Origin of the sequence: Scandinavium sp. NPDC088450 (assembly GCF_044900545.1) — a bacterium.
GTDB lineage: Bacteria > Pseudomonadota > Gammaproteobacteria > Enterobacterales > Enterobacteriaceae > Scandinavium.
On sequence record NZ_JBJDNI010000011.1, the window covers coordinates 67,638 to 84,051 of the forward strand.

17 protein-coding genes are annotated in these 16,414 nt (G+C 53.9%); 3 read left to right on the forward strand and 14 right to left on the reverse strand.

What is annotated here, in order from left to right:
- Positions 1–19: 19 nt before the first annotated feature.
- The 9 genes from pdxK to ACI2I2_RS12165 all read right to left on the reverse strand — a co-directional run bounded on the left by pdxK (position 20) and on the right by ACI2I2_RS12165 (position 10,989).
- Positions 20–856, reverse strand: a complete 837-nt coding sequence (gene pdxK, locus ACI2I2_RS12125) for a pyridoxine/pyridoxal/pyridoxamine kinase (RefSeq protein WP_404658128.1) — start codon at positions 854–856, stop codon at positions 20–22.
- A 5-nt stretch (positions 857–861) separates the two neighbouring features.
- Complete coding sequence (cysM, locus tag ACI2I2_RS12130) at positions 862–1,773, reverse strand: cysteine synthase CysM (RefSeq protein WP_330982938.1); 912 nt, start codon at positions 1,771–1,773, stop codon at positions 862–864.
- A 149-nt stretch (positions 1,774–1,922) separates the two neighbouring features.
- Positions 1,923–4,604 carry a glycoside hydrolase family 78 protein gene (locus tag ACI2I2_RS12135; protein WP_404658129.1) on the reverse strand — a complete coding sequence of 894 codons (2,682 nt, stop codon included), beginning with the start codon at positions 4,602–4,604 and terminating at the stop codon, positions 1,923–1,925.
- Positions 4,605–4,628: 24 nt separating this feature from the next.
- Positions 4,629–5,933, reverse strand: a complete 1,305-nt coding sequence (locus ACI2I2_RS12140; RefSeq protein WP_404658130.1) for an MFS transporter — start codon at positions 5,931–5,933, stop codon at positions 4,629–4,631.
- A gap of 146 nt (positions 5,934–6,079) precedes the next feature.
- Positions 6,080–6,940 carry a helix-turn-helix domain-containing protein gene (locus ACI2I2_RS12145; RefSeq protein WP_404658131.1) on the reverse strand — a complete coding sequence of 287 codons (861 nt, stop codon included), beginning with the start codon at positions 6,938–6,940 and terminating at the stop codon, positions 6,080–6,082.
- A gap of 237 nt (positions 6,941–7,177) precedes the next feature.
- Positions 7,178–8,278, reverse strand: a complete 1,101-nt coding sequence (cysA, locus tag ACI2I2_RS12150) for a sulfate/thiosulfate ABC transporter ATP-binding protein CysA (protein WP_404658133.1) — start codon at positions 8,276–8,278, stop codon at positions 7,178–7,180.
- Complete coding sequence (cysW, locus tag ACI2I2_RS12155; RefSeq protein WP_404658134.1) at positions 8,268–9,143, reverse strand: sulfate/thiosulfate ABC transporter permease CysW; 876 nt, start codon at positions 9,141–9,143, stop codon at positions 8,268–8,270. The genes cysA and cysW overlap by 11 nt, the downstream gene beginning before the upstream one ends.
- Complete coding sequence (gene cysT / locus ACI2I2_RS12160; RefSeq protein WP_330982943.1) at positions 9,143–9,976, reverse strand: sulfate/thiosulfate ABC transporter permease CysT; 834 nt, start codon at positions 9,974–9,976, stop codon at positions 9,143–9,145. The genes cysW and cysT overlap by 1 nt, the downstream gene beginning before the upstream one ends.
- Positions 9,976–10,989: a sulfate ABC transporter substrate-binding protein gene (locus tag ACI2I2_RS12165; RefSeq protein ID WP_330982944.1), complete on the reverse strand. Its 1,014-nt coding sequence runs from the start codon at positions 10,987–10,989 to the stop codon at positions 9,976–9,978. The genes cysT and ACI2I2_RS12165 overlap by 1 nt, the downstream gene beginning before the upstream one ends.
- A 182-nt stretch (positions 10,990–11,171) precedes the next feature.
- Between ACI2I2_RS12165 and nudI the strand changes: the two genes are divergently transcribed.
- Positions 11,172–11,597 carry a nucleoside triphosphatase NudI gene (gene nudI / locus ACI2I2_RS12170; protein ID WP_404658135.1) on the forward strand — a complete coding sequence of 142 codons (426 nt, stop codon included), beginning with the start codon at positions 11,172–11,174 and terminating at the stop codon, positions 11,595–11,597.
- A gap of 88 nt (positions 11,598–11,685) precedes the next feature.
- On the opposite strand, the gene ACI2I2_RS12175 is transcribed toward nudI, so the two are convergent.
- From ACI2I2_RS12175 to ACI2I2_RS12190, 4 genes are all read right to left on the reverse strand, one after another.
- Positions 11,686–12,585: a Dyp-type peroxidase gene (locus ACI2I2_RS12175; protein ID WP_404658136.1), complete on the reverse strand. Its 900-nt coding sequence runs from the start codon at positions 12,583–12,585 to the stop codon at positions 11,686–11,688.
- A 94-nt stretch (positions 12,586–12,679) separates the two neighbouring features.
- Positions 12,680–13,255, reverse strand: coding sequence for an RpoE-regulated lipoprotein (locus ACI2I2_RS12180; protein ID WP_404658137.1), 576 nt, complete (start codon positions 13,253–13,255; stop codon positions 12,680–12,682).
- A 61-nt stretch (positions 13,256–13,316) separates the two neighbouring features.
- Complete coding sequence (locus ACI2I2_RS12185; protein ID WP_404658138.1) at positions 13,317–13,766, reverse strand: DUF2919 domain-containing protein; 450 nt, start codon at positions 13,764–13,766, stop codon at positions 13,317–13,319.
- Positions 13,753–14,178 (reverse strand): GNAT family acetyltransferase, encoded by a 426-nt coding sequence (locus ACI2I2_RS12190; protein WP_404658139.1) that lies wholly within the window; start codon positions 14,176–14,178, stop codon positions 13,753–13,755. Before ACI2I2_RS12190 ends, ACI2I2_RS12185 begins: the two co-directional genes overlap by 14 nt.
- 214 nt (positions 14,179–14,392) lie before the next feature.
- Between ACI2I2_RS12190 and amiA the strand changes: the two genes are divergently transcribed.
- Together amiA and hemF are read left to right on the forward strand one after the other, a co-directional pair.
- The gene (amiA, locus tag ACI2I2_RS12195) at positions 14,393–15,262 is read left to right on the forward strand and encodes an N-acetylmuramoyl-L-alanine amidase AmiA (protein WP_404658140.1); all 870 of its coding nucleotides are present in this window, start codon (positions 14,393–14,395) and stop codon (positions 15,260–15,262) included.
- Positions 15,262–16,161 (forward strand): oxygen-dependent coproporphyrinogen oxidase, encoded by a 900-nt coding sequence (gene hemF, locus ACI2I2_RS12200; RefSeq protein ID WP_404658141.1) that lies wholly within the window; start codon positions 15,262–15,264, stop codon positions 16,159–16,161. Before amiA ends, hemF begins: the two co-directional genes overlap by 1 nt.
- Before the next feature lie 25 nt (positions 16,162–16,186).
- On the opposite strand, the gene ACI2I2_RS12205 is transcribed toward hemF, so the two are convergent.
- Positions 16,187–16,414, reverse strand: a 228-nt coding sequence (locus tag ACI2I2_RS12205) for a hypothetical protein (RefSeq protein ID WP_404658142.1), incomplete at its 5' end; no start/stop codon positions are given.

Consider the following 16,414-nt stretch of genomic DNA (forward strand, 5'->3'; position numbering starts at 1 on the left):
ATTTCCAGAAAGGAAGACGTTAACGAGGCGGCAGAATCAGTTCGTCATAGCCTTTCTGTAACGTATATCCCATCACATCAACCACGCGGTTTCCTGCGGCACGCACCGCATCCTGCAACGATTTCCCCTTCACGACATGGCTAATGAGCTCAGAGCAGAACAGATCGCCGGTTCCCTTTAAGTCTGTGGCTACGCGTGGGTAAGCGCTAACATCGACGCTCTCCGCAGTGACCAGCACCACGTGAATATCGTTATCGCCAGGAACGGGGGCGCTGGTAATGGCGACCCATTTGAGCGTATCGGAGAGCAAACTTTTTGCCGCTTCAATCGCGTTTTCCAGCGTATCGCAAGGTTTACCGCTCAGCACGCCAAGTTCGAAGACGTTCGGCGTAATCCCCTGAGCCAAGGGCAACAAATGGTCGCAATAGGCCTGCGGAATTTCTGGTTTCACATACACGCCGCTGTCGGTATCGCCAATCACCGGATCGACCAGAATCATCATCTGTGGATGTTTTTCCCGCATAGACTTCAGCCACTTTGCCAACAGCGCAATCTGGCTCGCGCTTCCCATATATCCTGTGGTGACGGCTTTCAGCTCACGCAGCGCATCACGCTCTTCCAGCGCCTGCAAATACCCGCTAAACCACTCATCAGGGATCACACCACCATAAAAGGTGTCGTAATGCGGCGTGTTGCTAAACAGAACCGTTGGCACCGCCAGCACATTCAAATGATGCTGTTTGATGTTAGGCACCGCCACGCTGTTGCCTACGCTGCCGTACACCACCTGAGATTGCACAGCCACAATGTCGGCCTGCTGCGCTCGGGTCTTGTCCCGAAATAGAATCATTTCCATGGCTGTTAAATCCCCGCCCCTTGACTGTAACTCTCTTCACCAAACACGCCGGTCGACAGATAACGGTCTCCGCGATCGCAAATGATCGCCACTACCACTGCGCCCGGGTTCGCCTGCGCCACGCGTAGCGCCCCGGCTACCGCACCGCCCGAGCTCACGCCACAGAAGATACCTTCACGCACCGCCAGTTCACGCATGGTATTTTCCGCGTCACGCTGATGAATATCCATGACTTCATCCACCAGCGCGGCATTAAAGATCCCCGGCATATATTCCGCTGGCCAGCGGCGGATGCCTGGAATGCTGCTGCCCTCTTCCGGCTGCAAGCCCACAATAGTGACTTTTTTGCTTTGTTCGCGCAGGAAACGAGACACGCCGGTGATGGTGCCGGTGGTGCCCATACTGGACACAAAATGGGTGAGGCGTTCCGCCGTCTGTTGCCAGATTTCTGGGCCAGTTGTGGTGTAATGCGCGTAGGGGTTATCAGGATTGTTAAACTGATCGAGAAGTTTGCCTTCACCGCGTTCCGCCATCGCCAGCGCTAAATCACGCGCCCCTTCCATGCCCTGCTCTTTGCTGACCAGAATCAGCTCTGCACCATACGCACGCATGGCAGCCCGGCGTTCCTGGCTCATGTTGTCCGGCATCAACAGCTTCATGCGATAGCCTTTCAGCGCCGCAATCATCGCCAACGCGATGCCAGTATTGCCGCTGGTCGCTTCGATTAACACGTCGCCCGGCGAGATTTCACCGCGTTTTTCAGCCTGGACAATCATCGAAAGCGCGGCCCTGTCTTTGACTGAACCGGCAGGATTATTCCCTTCGAGTTTGACCCACACTTCACTGCCGTTGTCGGGAGCCATACGCTGGAGTTTCACTAACGGGGTGTTGCCGATGGTGTTTTCTAATGTCGTCACTTCTGCATTCCAATAAAAAAGCCCGGTCGCGATTGCCCGGCGGTGCTAGCACTTGCCGGGCCTACAAGTCGGGCCTACAAAATAATGTTCTTATTTGTAGGCCGGGTCAGCGAAGCGCCACCCGGCAACATCAGGATGCAATAAAACTATCAGTCTGAGTAAGTCAGGTCTACTGAATCATCGGGCAAATAGTCGATACGGTATTCCCCCGACCCCGCGGTTGCCGACCAGCCCAATTCAGAATGGCTAAATTCCAGCCCTTCGGACTGACCCATCTCTTTAACAGCCTGCAATTTCACCGTTGCTGTGGTGTTCGCCGGAATGCGGAAAGACAGGACAACCTTGCCCTCAATGGCTTGCCACTTCACGGCAATCTCGCCATACATTGACTCGTAGCTTGCATCAACCCAATTCAGCCTGCCGCCGGGCAGCGGCGAAATGATCGCATGCTTAAAGCCTGGCGCTGATTCATCGGCCTCGATTCCCGCGACAGTTCGATACAACCATTCCCCCACCGCGCCATAAGCGTAATGGTTAAACGAGTTCATGTCCGGGCTCCACATGGAACCGTCTGGCTTGATGCCATCCCAGTGCTCCCACACCGTCGTTGCTCCAGCTTTTACCTGATACAGCCAGGACGGAAAATCGTCTTTCAGCAACAATGCCCAGGCCTCTTTCGCCTTCCCGTTCTGGCTAAGCGCGTGGCAAAAATAAGGTGTGCCGAGAAAACCTGTCACCAGATGCCCGTCATGCTCATGGAGCAGCGCCACCAACCGATCCGCTGTACGTTGCCGGAAGGCAACAGGCGTTAGATCGAAACAGAGCGCAACAATGTGTGCAGTTTGGGTCTGAGCCGTCAAATCGCCTTTTGCAGTGAAGAAACGTTCCTGGAAGCGCTCCACGATTATGGTCTGCAACGCACTGTAATACTGATGGTCTTCTTCGTTGCCCAACACTTTTGCCGTTTTAGCCAGCAGCGACGTTGATAAGGCGTAATAGGCCGTGCAGAGCAAATCCTCCGGCGTAGCACCGAAGTAGCTTCCTTCCTGAGCGTCCAGCGCCACCCAGTCGCCAAACTGTAGCTTGTAGCGCCAGATATCGTTGTCCGCATGAGCCCGCATAAAATCGACCCAGCCTTTCATGCTGACATACTGGTTTTGCAGGATGCGCTTGTCGCCATACATCAGGTACATCGTCCACGGATTGATCACCGCTGCGTCCGCCCAGCCCGTGGCTGAGTGCGTTCCGCCTTCCGCGAGGAATTTATCGTGATCGCAATGCCCGGTCAGAATATCGGGGATCACATGCGGCACGCCGCCCTCTGGCGTCTGGTCATGCTTGAGGTCCGTCAGCCATTTGGCAAAAAAGGTGCGGGTTTGCATCAGGTAGCTGGCGGTTCGGCAGAAGATTTGCGCATCGCCCGTCCAGCCCAAACGTTCATCTCGCTGCGGGCAATCAGTCGGGACATCGACAAAATTGCCTTTCAGTCCCCAAAGAATGTTGTGGTGCAGCTGATTCAAATCCGGATTTGAGCAGGCAAACTGCCCGGTAGCCTCCATCGCAGAATGGATGACAATCGCCGTAAAATGATTCGGATTGAGTTCACCCGGGAAACGCTCAACTTTCACATAACGAAAGCCCTGCCAGCTAAAACGAGGATGCCAGACTTCCTCCCCCTCACCTTTCAGCGTGTATTCCACGAGCTGCTTCGCACTGCGCAGATTGTCGAGATAGACATTGCCGCTGGCATCCAGCGCTTCAAAATGGCGTAACACCACTTTATCGCCAGGTTTCCCTCTCACCCGAAACTCCACCCAGCCGCTCATGTTCTGGCCGAAATCCAGCACCTTGTCACCCTGCGGCGTCACAATCAGGGCCGCAACAGGGAGACGCTCAATCTGTTTGACAGTGCCAGCGCCCTGTGCAACCAGTGTTTTTTTATCCCAATGAATCTGGGAAACATGACGCCAGTCCGAATCATTAAAACCCGACCGTTGCCAGCCCGGCTGCGCCAAAGTGGCGTCATAGCGTTCACCATCGTAGATTTCGGCAAACTGGCGTGCGGAGTCGCTGCTACGCCATGAAAGGTCGCTAACCACACATTGCTCGCTGCCGTCTTCGTACTGAATCACCAGTTGGCACAGCAGCGCGGTTTGCTCTCCGTAGTAATTGCGATGACGGCTGAATCCCATATCTCCTTTGAACCAGCCCGCCCCCAGTTCAGCCCCCACAACGTTATCGCCGCTGTTCAGCAACGCCGTCACATCGTAAGTCTGGTACAAAAGATGGTGCTGATAGCTGGTCCAGCCCGGCGTCAGTTCATCCGTGCCTACCCGCTCCCCATTCAGGAAGAGCTGATAAATGCCTAATGCTGTGGCATGCACAAAAGCAGAAGCCACCTTCTTTTCCGCTGCCACTGAAAACGCTTTTCGCAGCAAAGTCCCTTTCGAATTCGCCTTATCCTGCGGCGTTTCTGCTGAGATAAATTCGCCTTTCCAGGCACAATTCATCACCCCGGTGACGAACGGTGCTTCCGGGCTCCACCCGCTGCTTTCACCGTGGTTGTCGGTGATGCGCACCCGCAGAAAATAACGGGTGGAAGGCTGAAGGAGGAATTCGCTCAACTCAATGTTATTGGATTCCTCACTGTTGACGACGCCACTATCAAAAACCAGCGCTGAGAAATCGGCGCGAGTACTGCACTGCAACTGCCACGATTGCTGCAACACATTGCGGCGAGTGCTCTCTATTTTCCAGCCGATGAGCGGCAGCCTTTCCACGCCGGTTAACGCCGGTTCACCATTCAGAGTGAGTTGACTGACTGACAGCATGATTCAATTCTCCTTGCGGGTACATTAATGGGGTGAAGAGGGCTGAGCCGATACCGGCATGATGTCTGCGGTGGCTTCCTCAACCGTCTGCGATTCGCTCAAAAATTCGTTACGTGACTTGCCATGGAAACAGAGCCAGCCAATCAACATGCCGAAGGCCACAATGGCTGAAAGAAGGGTGTAGAGAATGACTGGGCCTGCATCGAGCAGTACCGGAGTGACAAAGGCCAGAATGCCGCAGGTCAGGCGTGCCAGACCGACAATGGCACCCTGAGCGGTGGCACGCAGCATGGTAGGGAAGGATTCCTGCGACCAGACCTTCATGATGCCTTCAAATGCCATCCCGCTGCCTATCGCGGTAAAGAGCAAAAAGCAGAACCACGACACCGGCGAAAAGTGCAGCAGCACAGGCATAAAGAAACCCCCGGAGAAAAAGCAGGCGCCGATAATAAACACCAGCATTCTTTTTTCGGTGTCGACCATTTTCATAAACAGCAGCCCGGACAGCACACCCACGGGCATCAGCAGTAAATTCCACAGCGCGTTCTTTTCAACGCTAATGCCGACCACATTCACCGCCACATAAGCGCCAAATTGGCCTCCTGTGTTAGCGGCAAGATTGGTAAACATATAAAACAAACAGAGAGCCACCAGCGGCCACAGGTACTTTCCGCGAATTAAATCCGCATAGGAATTCTTTTGCGCGCGCACCGTCGCTTTCCCGCTTAGGCGTTCCTGGCGGGCGATTAACCAGACAGAAGATTCCGGCAGCGACCAGCGCAGCACCAACAAAATGGCGGCCACAACGCCGACATGCAGATACAGAATTTGTGCGCCCGTTTTCCCCCAACCGCCCACTAACGCGGATATCGCCATGGTTGAACAAATACCGGCAAACCAAAGTAAGTTCGACAAGCCCAGGATTTTGCCGCGATTTTTCTCCGTTGCGGCTTCAGAGATGGTCGCCAGTGACACAGGGAGATCGGCCCCAGTAGCGAGCCCTACCAGAAGGGTGCCGACCAGCAATAAAGAGAATGAGGCGCTAAACGCTAATAACAAAGAGCCCGCGAGGACCATTGCCATGGTGATAATAAAAACGTTTCGTCGCCCATAATAATCGCCCAGGCGGCCGCCTAAAAACGCGCCCAGCGCAATGCAAAGTGTCAGCACTCCGGAAAGAATACCAATTTCAGCCGATGTCGTTCCCAGCGCTTTTTGATAAATAACCAGAGCCGTCCCGTTCGAAACAATTGCCGCCGAGTCAATATAAGAAGCCATCCCGGAAACCACGCCAATATACCAGGGGTTAGGCTGTTTTATCTCAGGCATAATCATTACTCCATTTATGTTATGTAATAAATAAACAGACTCCTGAATGAAAAAACTGAACATCACTCTCGATACAAAAGACAACATTAAGCCAACTCAAAGCCTGAAAAGCTTTAAGGGGTTTAAAGCTAAAATGTGTTAACCCATCATGTATCAGGCTGCACGGATAAACTCAGCTGTCGTTCCTGTGAGGGGGTACGCTGGAAATGGCGGCGATAAGCTTCGGTCAATCGTGGAGGATTAGAAAATCCACACGACGTCGCAATACGGCTCACCGGGATATCCGTGGTTCGCAATAACTCTTGTGCTTTCAACAAGCGATACACCTGCTGAAATTTCTCGGGCGTCTGCCCGGTCATTTCATGGAAAAAACGGTACAGCGTGCGAATGGCAAATCCACCTTCTTCGCAGACACTTTTCCAGTTGATCTCCTGGGCATAATTCTGCCGCACCTGATCCAGCAGATAGACTTTGCCTTTCGGCTCAACCTGAGACGGTTTTGGCGCCGTTATGCTTTGGCTCAGGATCGTGAGTATTTGTAAGAATGAAGACTCGGTGCTGGAGAAATACAGCGCATCAAACGCGTCATCCCGACGCTGACTGATATTTTCTGCAAGACTAACTATCGCATTTAACGGCACGTCAGCCAGAGGCTGATAGCTATCAGAAAAGGGATGCGTATGATTACTGATGCTCTCAATCATTCCATCGATATTTTTGATATATTTAAAATCACGCTGGCGATGAATCAATATATTGATAAGCGAGAGTTCACTGGTCGATTCATAATAATGAACGTCATTTGCGGTGACAAAGAAGAAATCACCACGGCGGATCATTTCAGCATGATCGTTAACAATATGAAACCCGCTACCGCTGCGCACAATAACCAGTTCATCAAATTCATGGCCATGTAAATCGGCCATGGCTTGATTGTTGAGCATAAACACACAAAAAGCATGGTCTTCAGAGGGAAAGAAATCTTCGCATTGTTTGATGTCGACCATTATTCCCTCCGCAAGTTGTGGTTTATATCCTTACCCTTAACACCTATTTTTCCTTTGTGGCATTGTTTTATTAGACAGGAATAGTTATGCCAAGTCATTACGCGACAATGGCATTACGGCGTAATTCCTTGTGACGTTACCATCATTTTTCTTCATTACTCGCAAGCTTCATCACAATAAGTCCCCATAAAAAAACCCACGCTATACGTGGGTTTAAATGCAGAGTCAGAAAAAGAATCAGGCTGTTTCTGCCAGAGCCAGACTGTCTATCCCTTCAAGACCTTCGATTCTTTCTTTGCCGTTATACAAACGTGCATGCTGCAAGCCCACAAACAGGCGTTCGCCGCGCTGCGGGGCATCGTCACGCATGACGACGGTTAGCGGTTCGTCATACCAGCCCAGCGGCTGGACAACCAGTTGGGTGTAGTGGCCTTTCGGGCTGGCTTCCAGCACCTGTACCGGCAACGGGGAGTCCAGGCTGGTGCGGCGGCTGACATCCACTTCCCAGGGGCGCAGGAAAAGATCCACCGGGCCTTGATGGGCAGGCGTATAGCCCAACGGCCAGCGATGCGCACCAACATGGAACTGACCACCGCGAATCGTGCCTTTCAGACGGTTCACTTCGCCCATAAACTCAAGCACAAAGCGGGTCGCGGGTTCACGCCAGACTTGCTCTGGCGCATCCACCTGTTCGATGTTGCCCTGGCTCATCACCACCACGCGGTCGGCGACTTCCATCGCTTCTTCCTGATCGTGGGTAACGAAGACGCTGGTGAACTTCAGCTCTTCATGCAGTTGACGCAGCCAGCGGCGAAGCTCTTTACGCACCTGAGCATCGAGCGCGCCAAACGGCTCATCGAGCAGCAGAATTTGCGGTTCAACGGCCAACGCACGCGCCAGTGCGACACGCTGTTTCTGCCCGCCAGAAAGCTGCGCCGGGTAACGGTCAGCCAAATGCGCCAGCTGCACCATCTCCAGCAGTTTGGTGACTTTCGCTTTGATTTCTGCGGCATTCGGGCGTTCACGACGCGGCAGCACTGTCAGACCAAAGGCGATGTTGTCGAAGACCGTCATATGGCGGAACAACGCGTAGTGCTGGAACACGAAACCGACTTTACGATCGCGTGCATGCAGGCGGCTAACGTCAGTACCGTGAAAACGAATCTGCCCGCTGGTCTGGTGTTCCAGCCCGGCAATAATGCGCAGCAGCGTGGTTTTGCCCGAACCCGATGGGCCAAGCAGCGCCACCATCTGACCCGACGGAATATCCAGAGAGATTTCATTCAGCACCTGGGTGCGCCCGAACGACTTCTTAATACTGGCAATCTCAATGCTCATGATGCTTCTCCTGCTGCGCGCGTTTTTCCTGATTCTCCAGGCGCCACTGCAGCATACTCTTTAAAAACAGGGTCAAAATAGCCAATAACGTCAGCAGGGCCGCGGCGGTAAACGAACCGACGGTGTTGTAATCCTGCTCAAGTAATTCAATCTGCAATGGCAGCGACAGCGTCTCACCTCGAATCGAACCGGACACCACTGACACCGCGCCGAATTCACCGATGGCGCGCGCGTTAGTCAGGACCACGCCGTACAGCAGCGCCCAACGAATGTTCGGCAGCGTCACACGGCGGAACATCTGCCAGCCGGATGCGCCCAGCAAAATGGCCGCTTCGTCTTCGTGGCTGCCCTGGCTGAGCATCACTGGCACCAACTCGCGAACCACAAACGGACAGGTGACGAAGATAGTCGCCAGTACCATGCCCGGCCAGGCAAACATGATTTGCAGGTTATGCTCATCAAGCCAGCCGCCCAGGGGGCCGTTGGAGCCGTAGAACAGCAAGTAAACCAGGCCCGCCACCACTGGCGAAACCGCGAAAGGAATATCCAGCAGCGTTAACAGTAACTGGCGACCCGGGAAGTTAAAGCGCGTCACCAGCCATGCCAGCAACGTGCCGAAAACCAGGTTCACCGGAACGGTTATCAGGGCGATCATCAGTGTCAGCCAAATGGCGTGCAGCATGTCGGGATCGGCCAGATTGTGCAGGACGGGCATGATCCCTTTGCTGAACGCCTGCACAAAGATATAAATCATCGGCACCAGCAGAATGAAGGCTGATACCAGCATTCCAGCGCCGATCAGAAACCATTTGCCCCAGTTGATGCGGGGCGCGTCATAGCGTTTCAATTGCGTAACTTCCGCCATCAGTGACCTACCACACGTCGACCAAAGCGACTCTGCAAGGTGTTAATTGAGAACAGCAGCAGCAGCGAAGCACCCAGAATCACTGAGGCAATCGCGCTCGCCGCAGGATAATCAAACTCCTGCAAACGCACGAAAATCATCAGCGAGGTCACTTCTGTTTTCCACGCGATGTTCCCGGCGATAAAAATCACGGCCCCAAACTCGCCCAGACTGCGGGTGAAGGAGAGTGCTACGCCCGCCAGCAGCGCCGGGGAAAGTTCCGGCAACACCACTTTGCAGAAGCTCTGAATACGCGTCGCGCCGAGCGTTTCCGCAGCTTCTTCGTATTCCGGCCCTAATTCTTCCAGCACTGGCTGAACGGTACGCACCACAAACGGAATGCTGGTAAACGCCATTGCTACGGCGATACCCAGCCAGGTATAGGTGACTTTGATATCAAATTTCGCCAGCCATTCGCCGTAAAAGCCGTTCACGGAAAAGAGCGATGCAAGCGTCAGGCCCGCAACTGCCGTTGGCAGCGCAAAAGGTAAATCCATCAGCGCATCCAGCAGCGTACGCCCCGGGAAGCGATAGCGCGTCAGTATCCACGCCATCAACAGGCCAAACACACCATTAAAAATCGAAGCGACAAACGCAGACAGCAGCGTCACTTTATAGGCCGCCACCACCTGAGGATTGGTGATAACGTCCCAATATTGCGCCCAGCTCATCTGCGCCAGTTGCATCACCAGCGCGCTGAGTGGCAGCAGTAAAATCAGGCATACGAACAGCAGACTGGTGCCGAGGCTTAAGGTGAAGCCCGGCAGCACGCGTCTGGAAGAGACAGCAAACATTACTTACGCCCCGCCGCTAACAGCTTGTCCAGCTCGCCACCGCTGGCGAAATGGGTTTTCATCACCTCCGGCCAGGAGCCGAACTGGTCTTCCACACGGAACAGGTCCGTTTGCGGGAATTTATCTTTCAGTTTGTCCATCACCTGCGGGTTGTTCACGCGGTAGTAATAGTCGGTGATGATGGTCTGTGCCTGTGGGCTATAGAGCCAGGTCAGATACGCTTTTGCTGCTTTTTCGGTGCCGTTGGCTTTGACGTTTTTGTCGACCCACGTCACCGGGAACTCGGCCAGGATGTTGGTTTTCGGCACGATGACTTCGAAGCCCTGATCTTCATACTGCTTACGAATGTTGTTCACTTCAGATTCAAAGGTGATCAACACATCGCCCAGACCACGCTCGACGAAGGTGGTGGTCGCCCCGCGCCCGCCGGTATCGAACACTTCAACGTTTTTCAGGAACTGGGTCATGAACTGTTCGGTTTTGGCTTGATCGTTGCCGTCAGCTTTTGCCGCCGCGCCCCACGCAGCCAGATAGGTGTAACGTGCGTTACCCGAAGTTTTTGGATTCGGGAAAATGAGCTTAACGTCTGAACGAACCAGATCGTTCCAGTCATGAATATTCTTCGGGTTGCCCTTGCGCACCAGGAACGCCATGGTCGAATAGAATGGCGAGCTGTTGTTCGGCAAACGGCTTTGCCAGTCAGCCGGGATCAACTTGCCTCGGTCATGCAGAATTTGTACGTCGGTCACCTGGTTATAGGTCACCACGTCGGCTTTCAGCCCCTGTAAAATCGCCAGCGCCTGCTTGGATGAACCAGCATGAGACTGCTTGATGGTCAGCTTATCGCCACCATTATCCTTCGCCCACTGCTGCTCAAACGGGGGATTAAGGGCCGCAAACAGCTCACGGGACACGTCATAGGAGCTGTTAAGCAGTTCGGTCGCCTGCGCTTGTGCCGCCAGCAGCAACACGCCCAGCGCCAGTGTTCCTTTCTTCAGTGATGTAACGGCCATTGCGAACCCTTATAAATGTGATGACTATCTTATGGTCATAATATTTATAACGAGGATGAAAGCTGTAACGGTTTTATATACCGTTTGGTGATTTGGAAGTTGAAAAGAGAATAAGGCATCGGCGGAGTTCTTTCCGCGACCGATTTGTTACAGTAAGCAAAACCCTAATGAGGAACGTTAAAATGCGCCAAAGGACGATTGTCTGCCCCATCATTCAGAACAACGGCGAGTACCTGCTGTGCAAAATGGCTGACGATCGGGGAGTCTTCCCCGGTCAATGGGCGCTTTCCGGGGGAGGCATGGAGCCCGGCGAAACCATGGAACAGGCGCTGCTGCGCGAAATCGGCGAAGAGCTCGGTGACAAGCTGGAAATAACCCGCATTACCCCCTGGCATTTCCGCGATGACACCCGCATCAAAACCTATGCCGACGGCAGCCAGGAAGAAATCTACATGATCTACCTGATGTTCGACTGCATCAGCGCGAACCGCGAGGTGACGTTTAACGAAGAGTTTCAGGCAGTGGCGTGGGTCAGCCCGGAGAAACTGGGCGAATACGATCTGAACGTGGCGACACGCCAGACGTTTGTGGATAAAGGGTTGTTGTAATCAGGCATTGCCCGGTGGCGGCGTTGCCTTACCGGGCCTACGGTTTTGCAGGCCAGTGCAAGCGCAGCGCCGCCCGGCACCACAAGGTTTAAAGCGCCATTAACTTATCAAGTGAAGGCGCGAAGTAGTAACCACCGGTCACCGGTTTGGTAAAGCGCAGCATCGCGTCACGTTTACCGTCAGTATCACCAAACATGCTCAGCAGTTGCTGCTCAATGTTGTACAAACGTGCGCAATAAGCGCAGAAGTACAGGCCATGAGTGCCGCTTGCGGTGCCGTACGGCAGGCTCTGACGCACAATCTTCAGCCCTTTGCCGTTCTCTTTCAGGTCAACACGGGTCAGATGCGAAGTTTCAGGCCGGTCATCGCCGTCAATCTCTTCGTTGGCTTCTTTGGTGCGGCCAATCATCATTTCCTGATCGTGCACGCTCATACGGTTGAGCTGCTTCAGATTGTGTTCCCAACGCTGCACGAACACGTAGCTGCCGCCCGCATCCACGCCATCAGCAATCACCGCAACATCACGACGCGTTTCTTCACCTGCCGGGTTTTCAGTACCATCAACAAAGCCACTGAGGTCACGCTCTTCGACCCAACGGAAACCGTGAGTTTCCTCTTTCACTTCAATGGCATCACCAAATGCAGCCACCGCAGCCTGAGCGACAGAGAAGTTCACATCGTGGCGAAGGGAAAGAATGTGGATCAGCACATCATACTGAGTCGCAGGTGCGAGGCCTTTGCCATAAGGGACAAAATCCTTCAGCTCTTCAGCCCCAACGCCGCCGCTCAGGCTACGCCAGGTATCATGACCAAAAGCCACCACTGCGCCCAAATGCGCGTCGGGGAATTTTGCTTCGAAAGAAGCCAGTTTGTCCGCGAAAATTTTGCTGCACTCGCGCAGGGCATTCACATCCCCTTTGACATTGGCTTCAATCCAAATCGCCGCACGGCAATGTTCCGGCAAAATGCCGCTCTGAACCTGAGACATCGCTCCTCCTGGAAATAAAGATGCCACGACGTCGTGGCATTGATGGCGGCTATTGTACCCGCTTTTTCATTACAGCGGCTTGCTCAGACGCAAATTAACGGCGCCAGATTATCTTGCTGACTTTCCAGTTTTTCAGGGAATCATCAGGCGGCATTAAGTCCTGCGGGCCACTCCAGCTTCCGCTGAATAAGTAGCTGATATGCTGACTGTCTTTGGCCTTACACTCCACGCCAGCCGCATCATCACCGCTGCCTTTCTGGCAATTTTCATACGCTTTGCTGTACAGGTCGCTGAACGGAGTGCCGACTTTCGCGCCACCCGAAACCGCGATGTCGCTGTCCATCACATCGACACGGCTGATTGTGCCCGCATCGCCATTCACAATCAGCGCCACTTTGTCGTCTTTCAGCGCTTCAAAATACTTCACGATGCTGCCGTTGTCGGTTTTCATCCCGCTACGCAGGCGATAGTCGCCATTCAGCGCATCATTGATGGCTTCTTCATCCAGCGGCGTGCTGGCAGTGAGCTTGCCCACGCCCTGCTCAGTCACTTCCGTTGAGGAGCCAAACCAGTTCCACGGATAGGCGGCAGACCAGTGTACAAAACTGAGCGTAGAACAACCGGTCAACGCCAGAGGAAGCGCACAGAGCAATAAACGCATTGATTTCATTCCAGGTCCTTTCTATGTCAAAGCAACGCCTGTTGGAGTGCAGAATGGCAGAAAAGTGCCATTAATCCTCATGCGGGGAAAAACAAGCGCGTAAACGGCGGTTGGCAAGCAGCCACCAGAGGGCAAAACCATCAAGAATAACCAACGCCAGACCCGTTCCGGAGAGAGGCTCACCCTGAAGCCACAAAACAGGCTGCCAGAACAGCAGTGCCGTTTGAGCAAGTATCAACGCCCAGCGCATCAGCGCCCAGAAACGAGGAAGCTGGAATCGGCGGCCGCTGACTAAAAAAGCCACCACCGCAGGGACGCCCGGCAGCAAACCCAGCCAGAAGTTATCGTGATCGGGATAAAACAAATTGAGCAGCGTATCGCCCTGTTGACGCGAGGCGGCGGCCATCACGAACAGCACCCAGGTTCGCGCCTGTAGCAGCAGGATGCACCAGAACAGAAACGGAAGCTTCAGCCGGCCGTGGGCATCATAGGCCGACAGAGGAAAATCAATATTCTTCATCTTCAATCAGGCGTTTGCCGAGCACCACCACATCAGCATGCTCGTAGCCCAGGCGTTCGTACATGCCTTGCACCATGTCGTTATCTTCGCGCACCATAATTTGCAGTTTCGGGCAACCGCGGGCAATCAGCTTCTTTTCGAGCCGATTGAGCAGCGCGTTAGCAATGCCGCGACCGCGGTATTCAGGATGCACGCCGAGGTAATAAGCAGAGCCGCGATGGCCGTCATAACCGCCCATTACCGAGCCGACCACTTCGCCGTTGACTTCTGCCACCAAAAACAGGCTGATGTCATGGTTAAGTTTTCGCTCAATATCCATTTCAGGATCGTTCCACGGGCGTAGCAGGTCACAACGCTCCCAGAGCGTAATAACCTCTTCGAAATCGGACTGGCGAAAAACGCGTATCTCCATGGTATTGCCCATCTTTTTGAACGAGTAAACAGTGATTATGGCGTGATCATCTGAATTATCCAAGATCTGACCAATCGAGGTCAAAAAAATGGCATAATACGCGTTTGTCACGTATTGAAATGAAAAGTAAAACAATTCTCAACACGGGCTGTCGTAACGGAAAAGACGATACGATATAACACATGGACTCATAATTTTTTACCACTCAGGCCGCATGAGCACTTTTAAACCCCTAAAAACACTTGCTTCACGCCGTCAGGTGTTGAAAGCCGGGCTGGCCGCACTGACCTTGTCAGGAATGTCCAAAGCCATCGCTAAAGAAGAAACGCTGAAAACCAGCAACGGTCACAGCAAACCTGCTGCCAAAAAAGCCGGAGCAAAGCGTATCGTAATGCTCGATCCAGGCCACGGCGGTATTGATACCGGCGCGATTGGTCACAACGGATCAAAAGAGAAACACGTGGTGCTGGCGATTGCCAAAAACGTGCGTTCCATTTTGCGCGGGCACGGCATTGATGCCCGTCTGACCCGCAGCGGCGACACGTTCATCCCGCTTTACGATCGCGTTGAAATCGCCCACAAGCACGGCGCAGACCTGTTTATGTCCATCCACGCGGATGGCTTCACCAACCCAAGTGCCGCCGGGGCTTCTGTCTTTGCTTTATCGAACCGCGGCGCCAGTAGCGCCATGGCGAAATATCTTTCCGATAAAGAGAACGCCGCCGATGAACTGGCCGGGAAAAAAGCCCTGGATAAAGACCATCTGCTGCAGCAGGTTTTGTTCGATCTGGTACAAACCGACACCATCAAAAACAGCCTGACGCTGGGATCGCATATCCTTAAGCAGATTAAGCCGGTGCATAAACTGCACAGCCGCAGCACAGAACAGGCCGCTTTCGTGGTGCTGAAGTCCCCTTCCATTCCTTCGGTGTTGGTGGAAACCTCGTTTATCACTAACCCTGGTGAAGAAAAACTGTTGGGTACGGCGGCCTTCCGTCAGAAGATTGCTAACGCGATTGCTTCCGGCATCGTGAGCTATTTCAACTGGTTCGATAATCAGAAAGCGCATGTGAAGAGACGTTAATGAAACCCGATGTCGAGCAGGTAAAAGCCTTTTTACTTTCCCTTCAGGACGCGATTTGCCAGCAGCTTGAAGCCGTAGACGGTCACAGCTTTGTCGAAGATAACTGGCAGCGTGAAGCCGGCGGCGGCGGGCGTAGCCGTGTGTTACGCGAGGGCAGCGTGTTCGAACAAGCTGGCGTTAACTTTTCCCATGTGCATGGTGACGCCATGCCAGCCTCCGCAACAGCGCATCGCCCCGAGCTGGCAGGCCGCAGCTTTGAAGCGATGGGCGTTTCGCTGGTTGTGCACCCACGCAATCCTTACGTTCCCACCAGCCACGCCAACGTGCGTTTCTTCATCGCGGAGAAACCCGGTGCCGATCCGGTGTGGTGGTTTGGCGGCGGCTTTGACCTCACGCCGTATTACGGCTTTGAGGAAGACGCCGTGCACTGGCATACCGTGGCGCGAGATCTCTGCCAGCCGTTTGGTGAAGACGTCTATCCGCGCTACAAAAAATGGTGCGATGACTACTTCTTCCTGAAACATCGCAACGAACAACGCGGCATCGGCGGCCTGTTCTTTGACGACCTGAATACGCCAGATTTCGACCACTGCTTCGCCTTTATGCAGGCCGTGGGTCAGGGCTACACAGAAGCTTATCTGCCGATTGTTGAGCGCCGTAAAGAGCTGCCGTATGGCGAGCGCGAGAGAGATTTCCAGCTCTATCGCCGTGGACGCTATGTGGAATTCAATCTGGTGTGGGATCGCGGCACGCTGTTTGGCCTGCAAACCGGCGGACGCACGGAGTCGATTTTAATGTCGATGCCGCCGCTGGTGCGCTGGGAATACAACTACCAGCCAGAAGAAGGCAGCCCGGAGGCTGCCTTGAGTGAGTTTATTCAAGTCCGGGAATGGGTGTAAAGTCCCTCCGGCCACGGAGCTGTGTTTATTGCCGGGCGGCACTGCGTTTGCCCGGCCTGCAAGACCCGTAAGCCGGGTAAGCGTAAGCGCCACCCGACAACACAGACACCGCCCCGTAGGTCGGGTAAGCATAAGCGCCACCCGACAACACAGACATCGCCCCGTAGGTCGGGTAAGCGTAAGCGCCACCCGACAACACAGACACCGCCCCGTAGGTCGGGTAAGCGTAAGCGCCACCCGACAACACAGACAC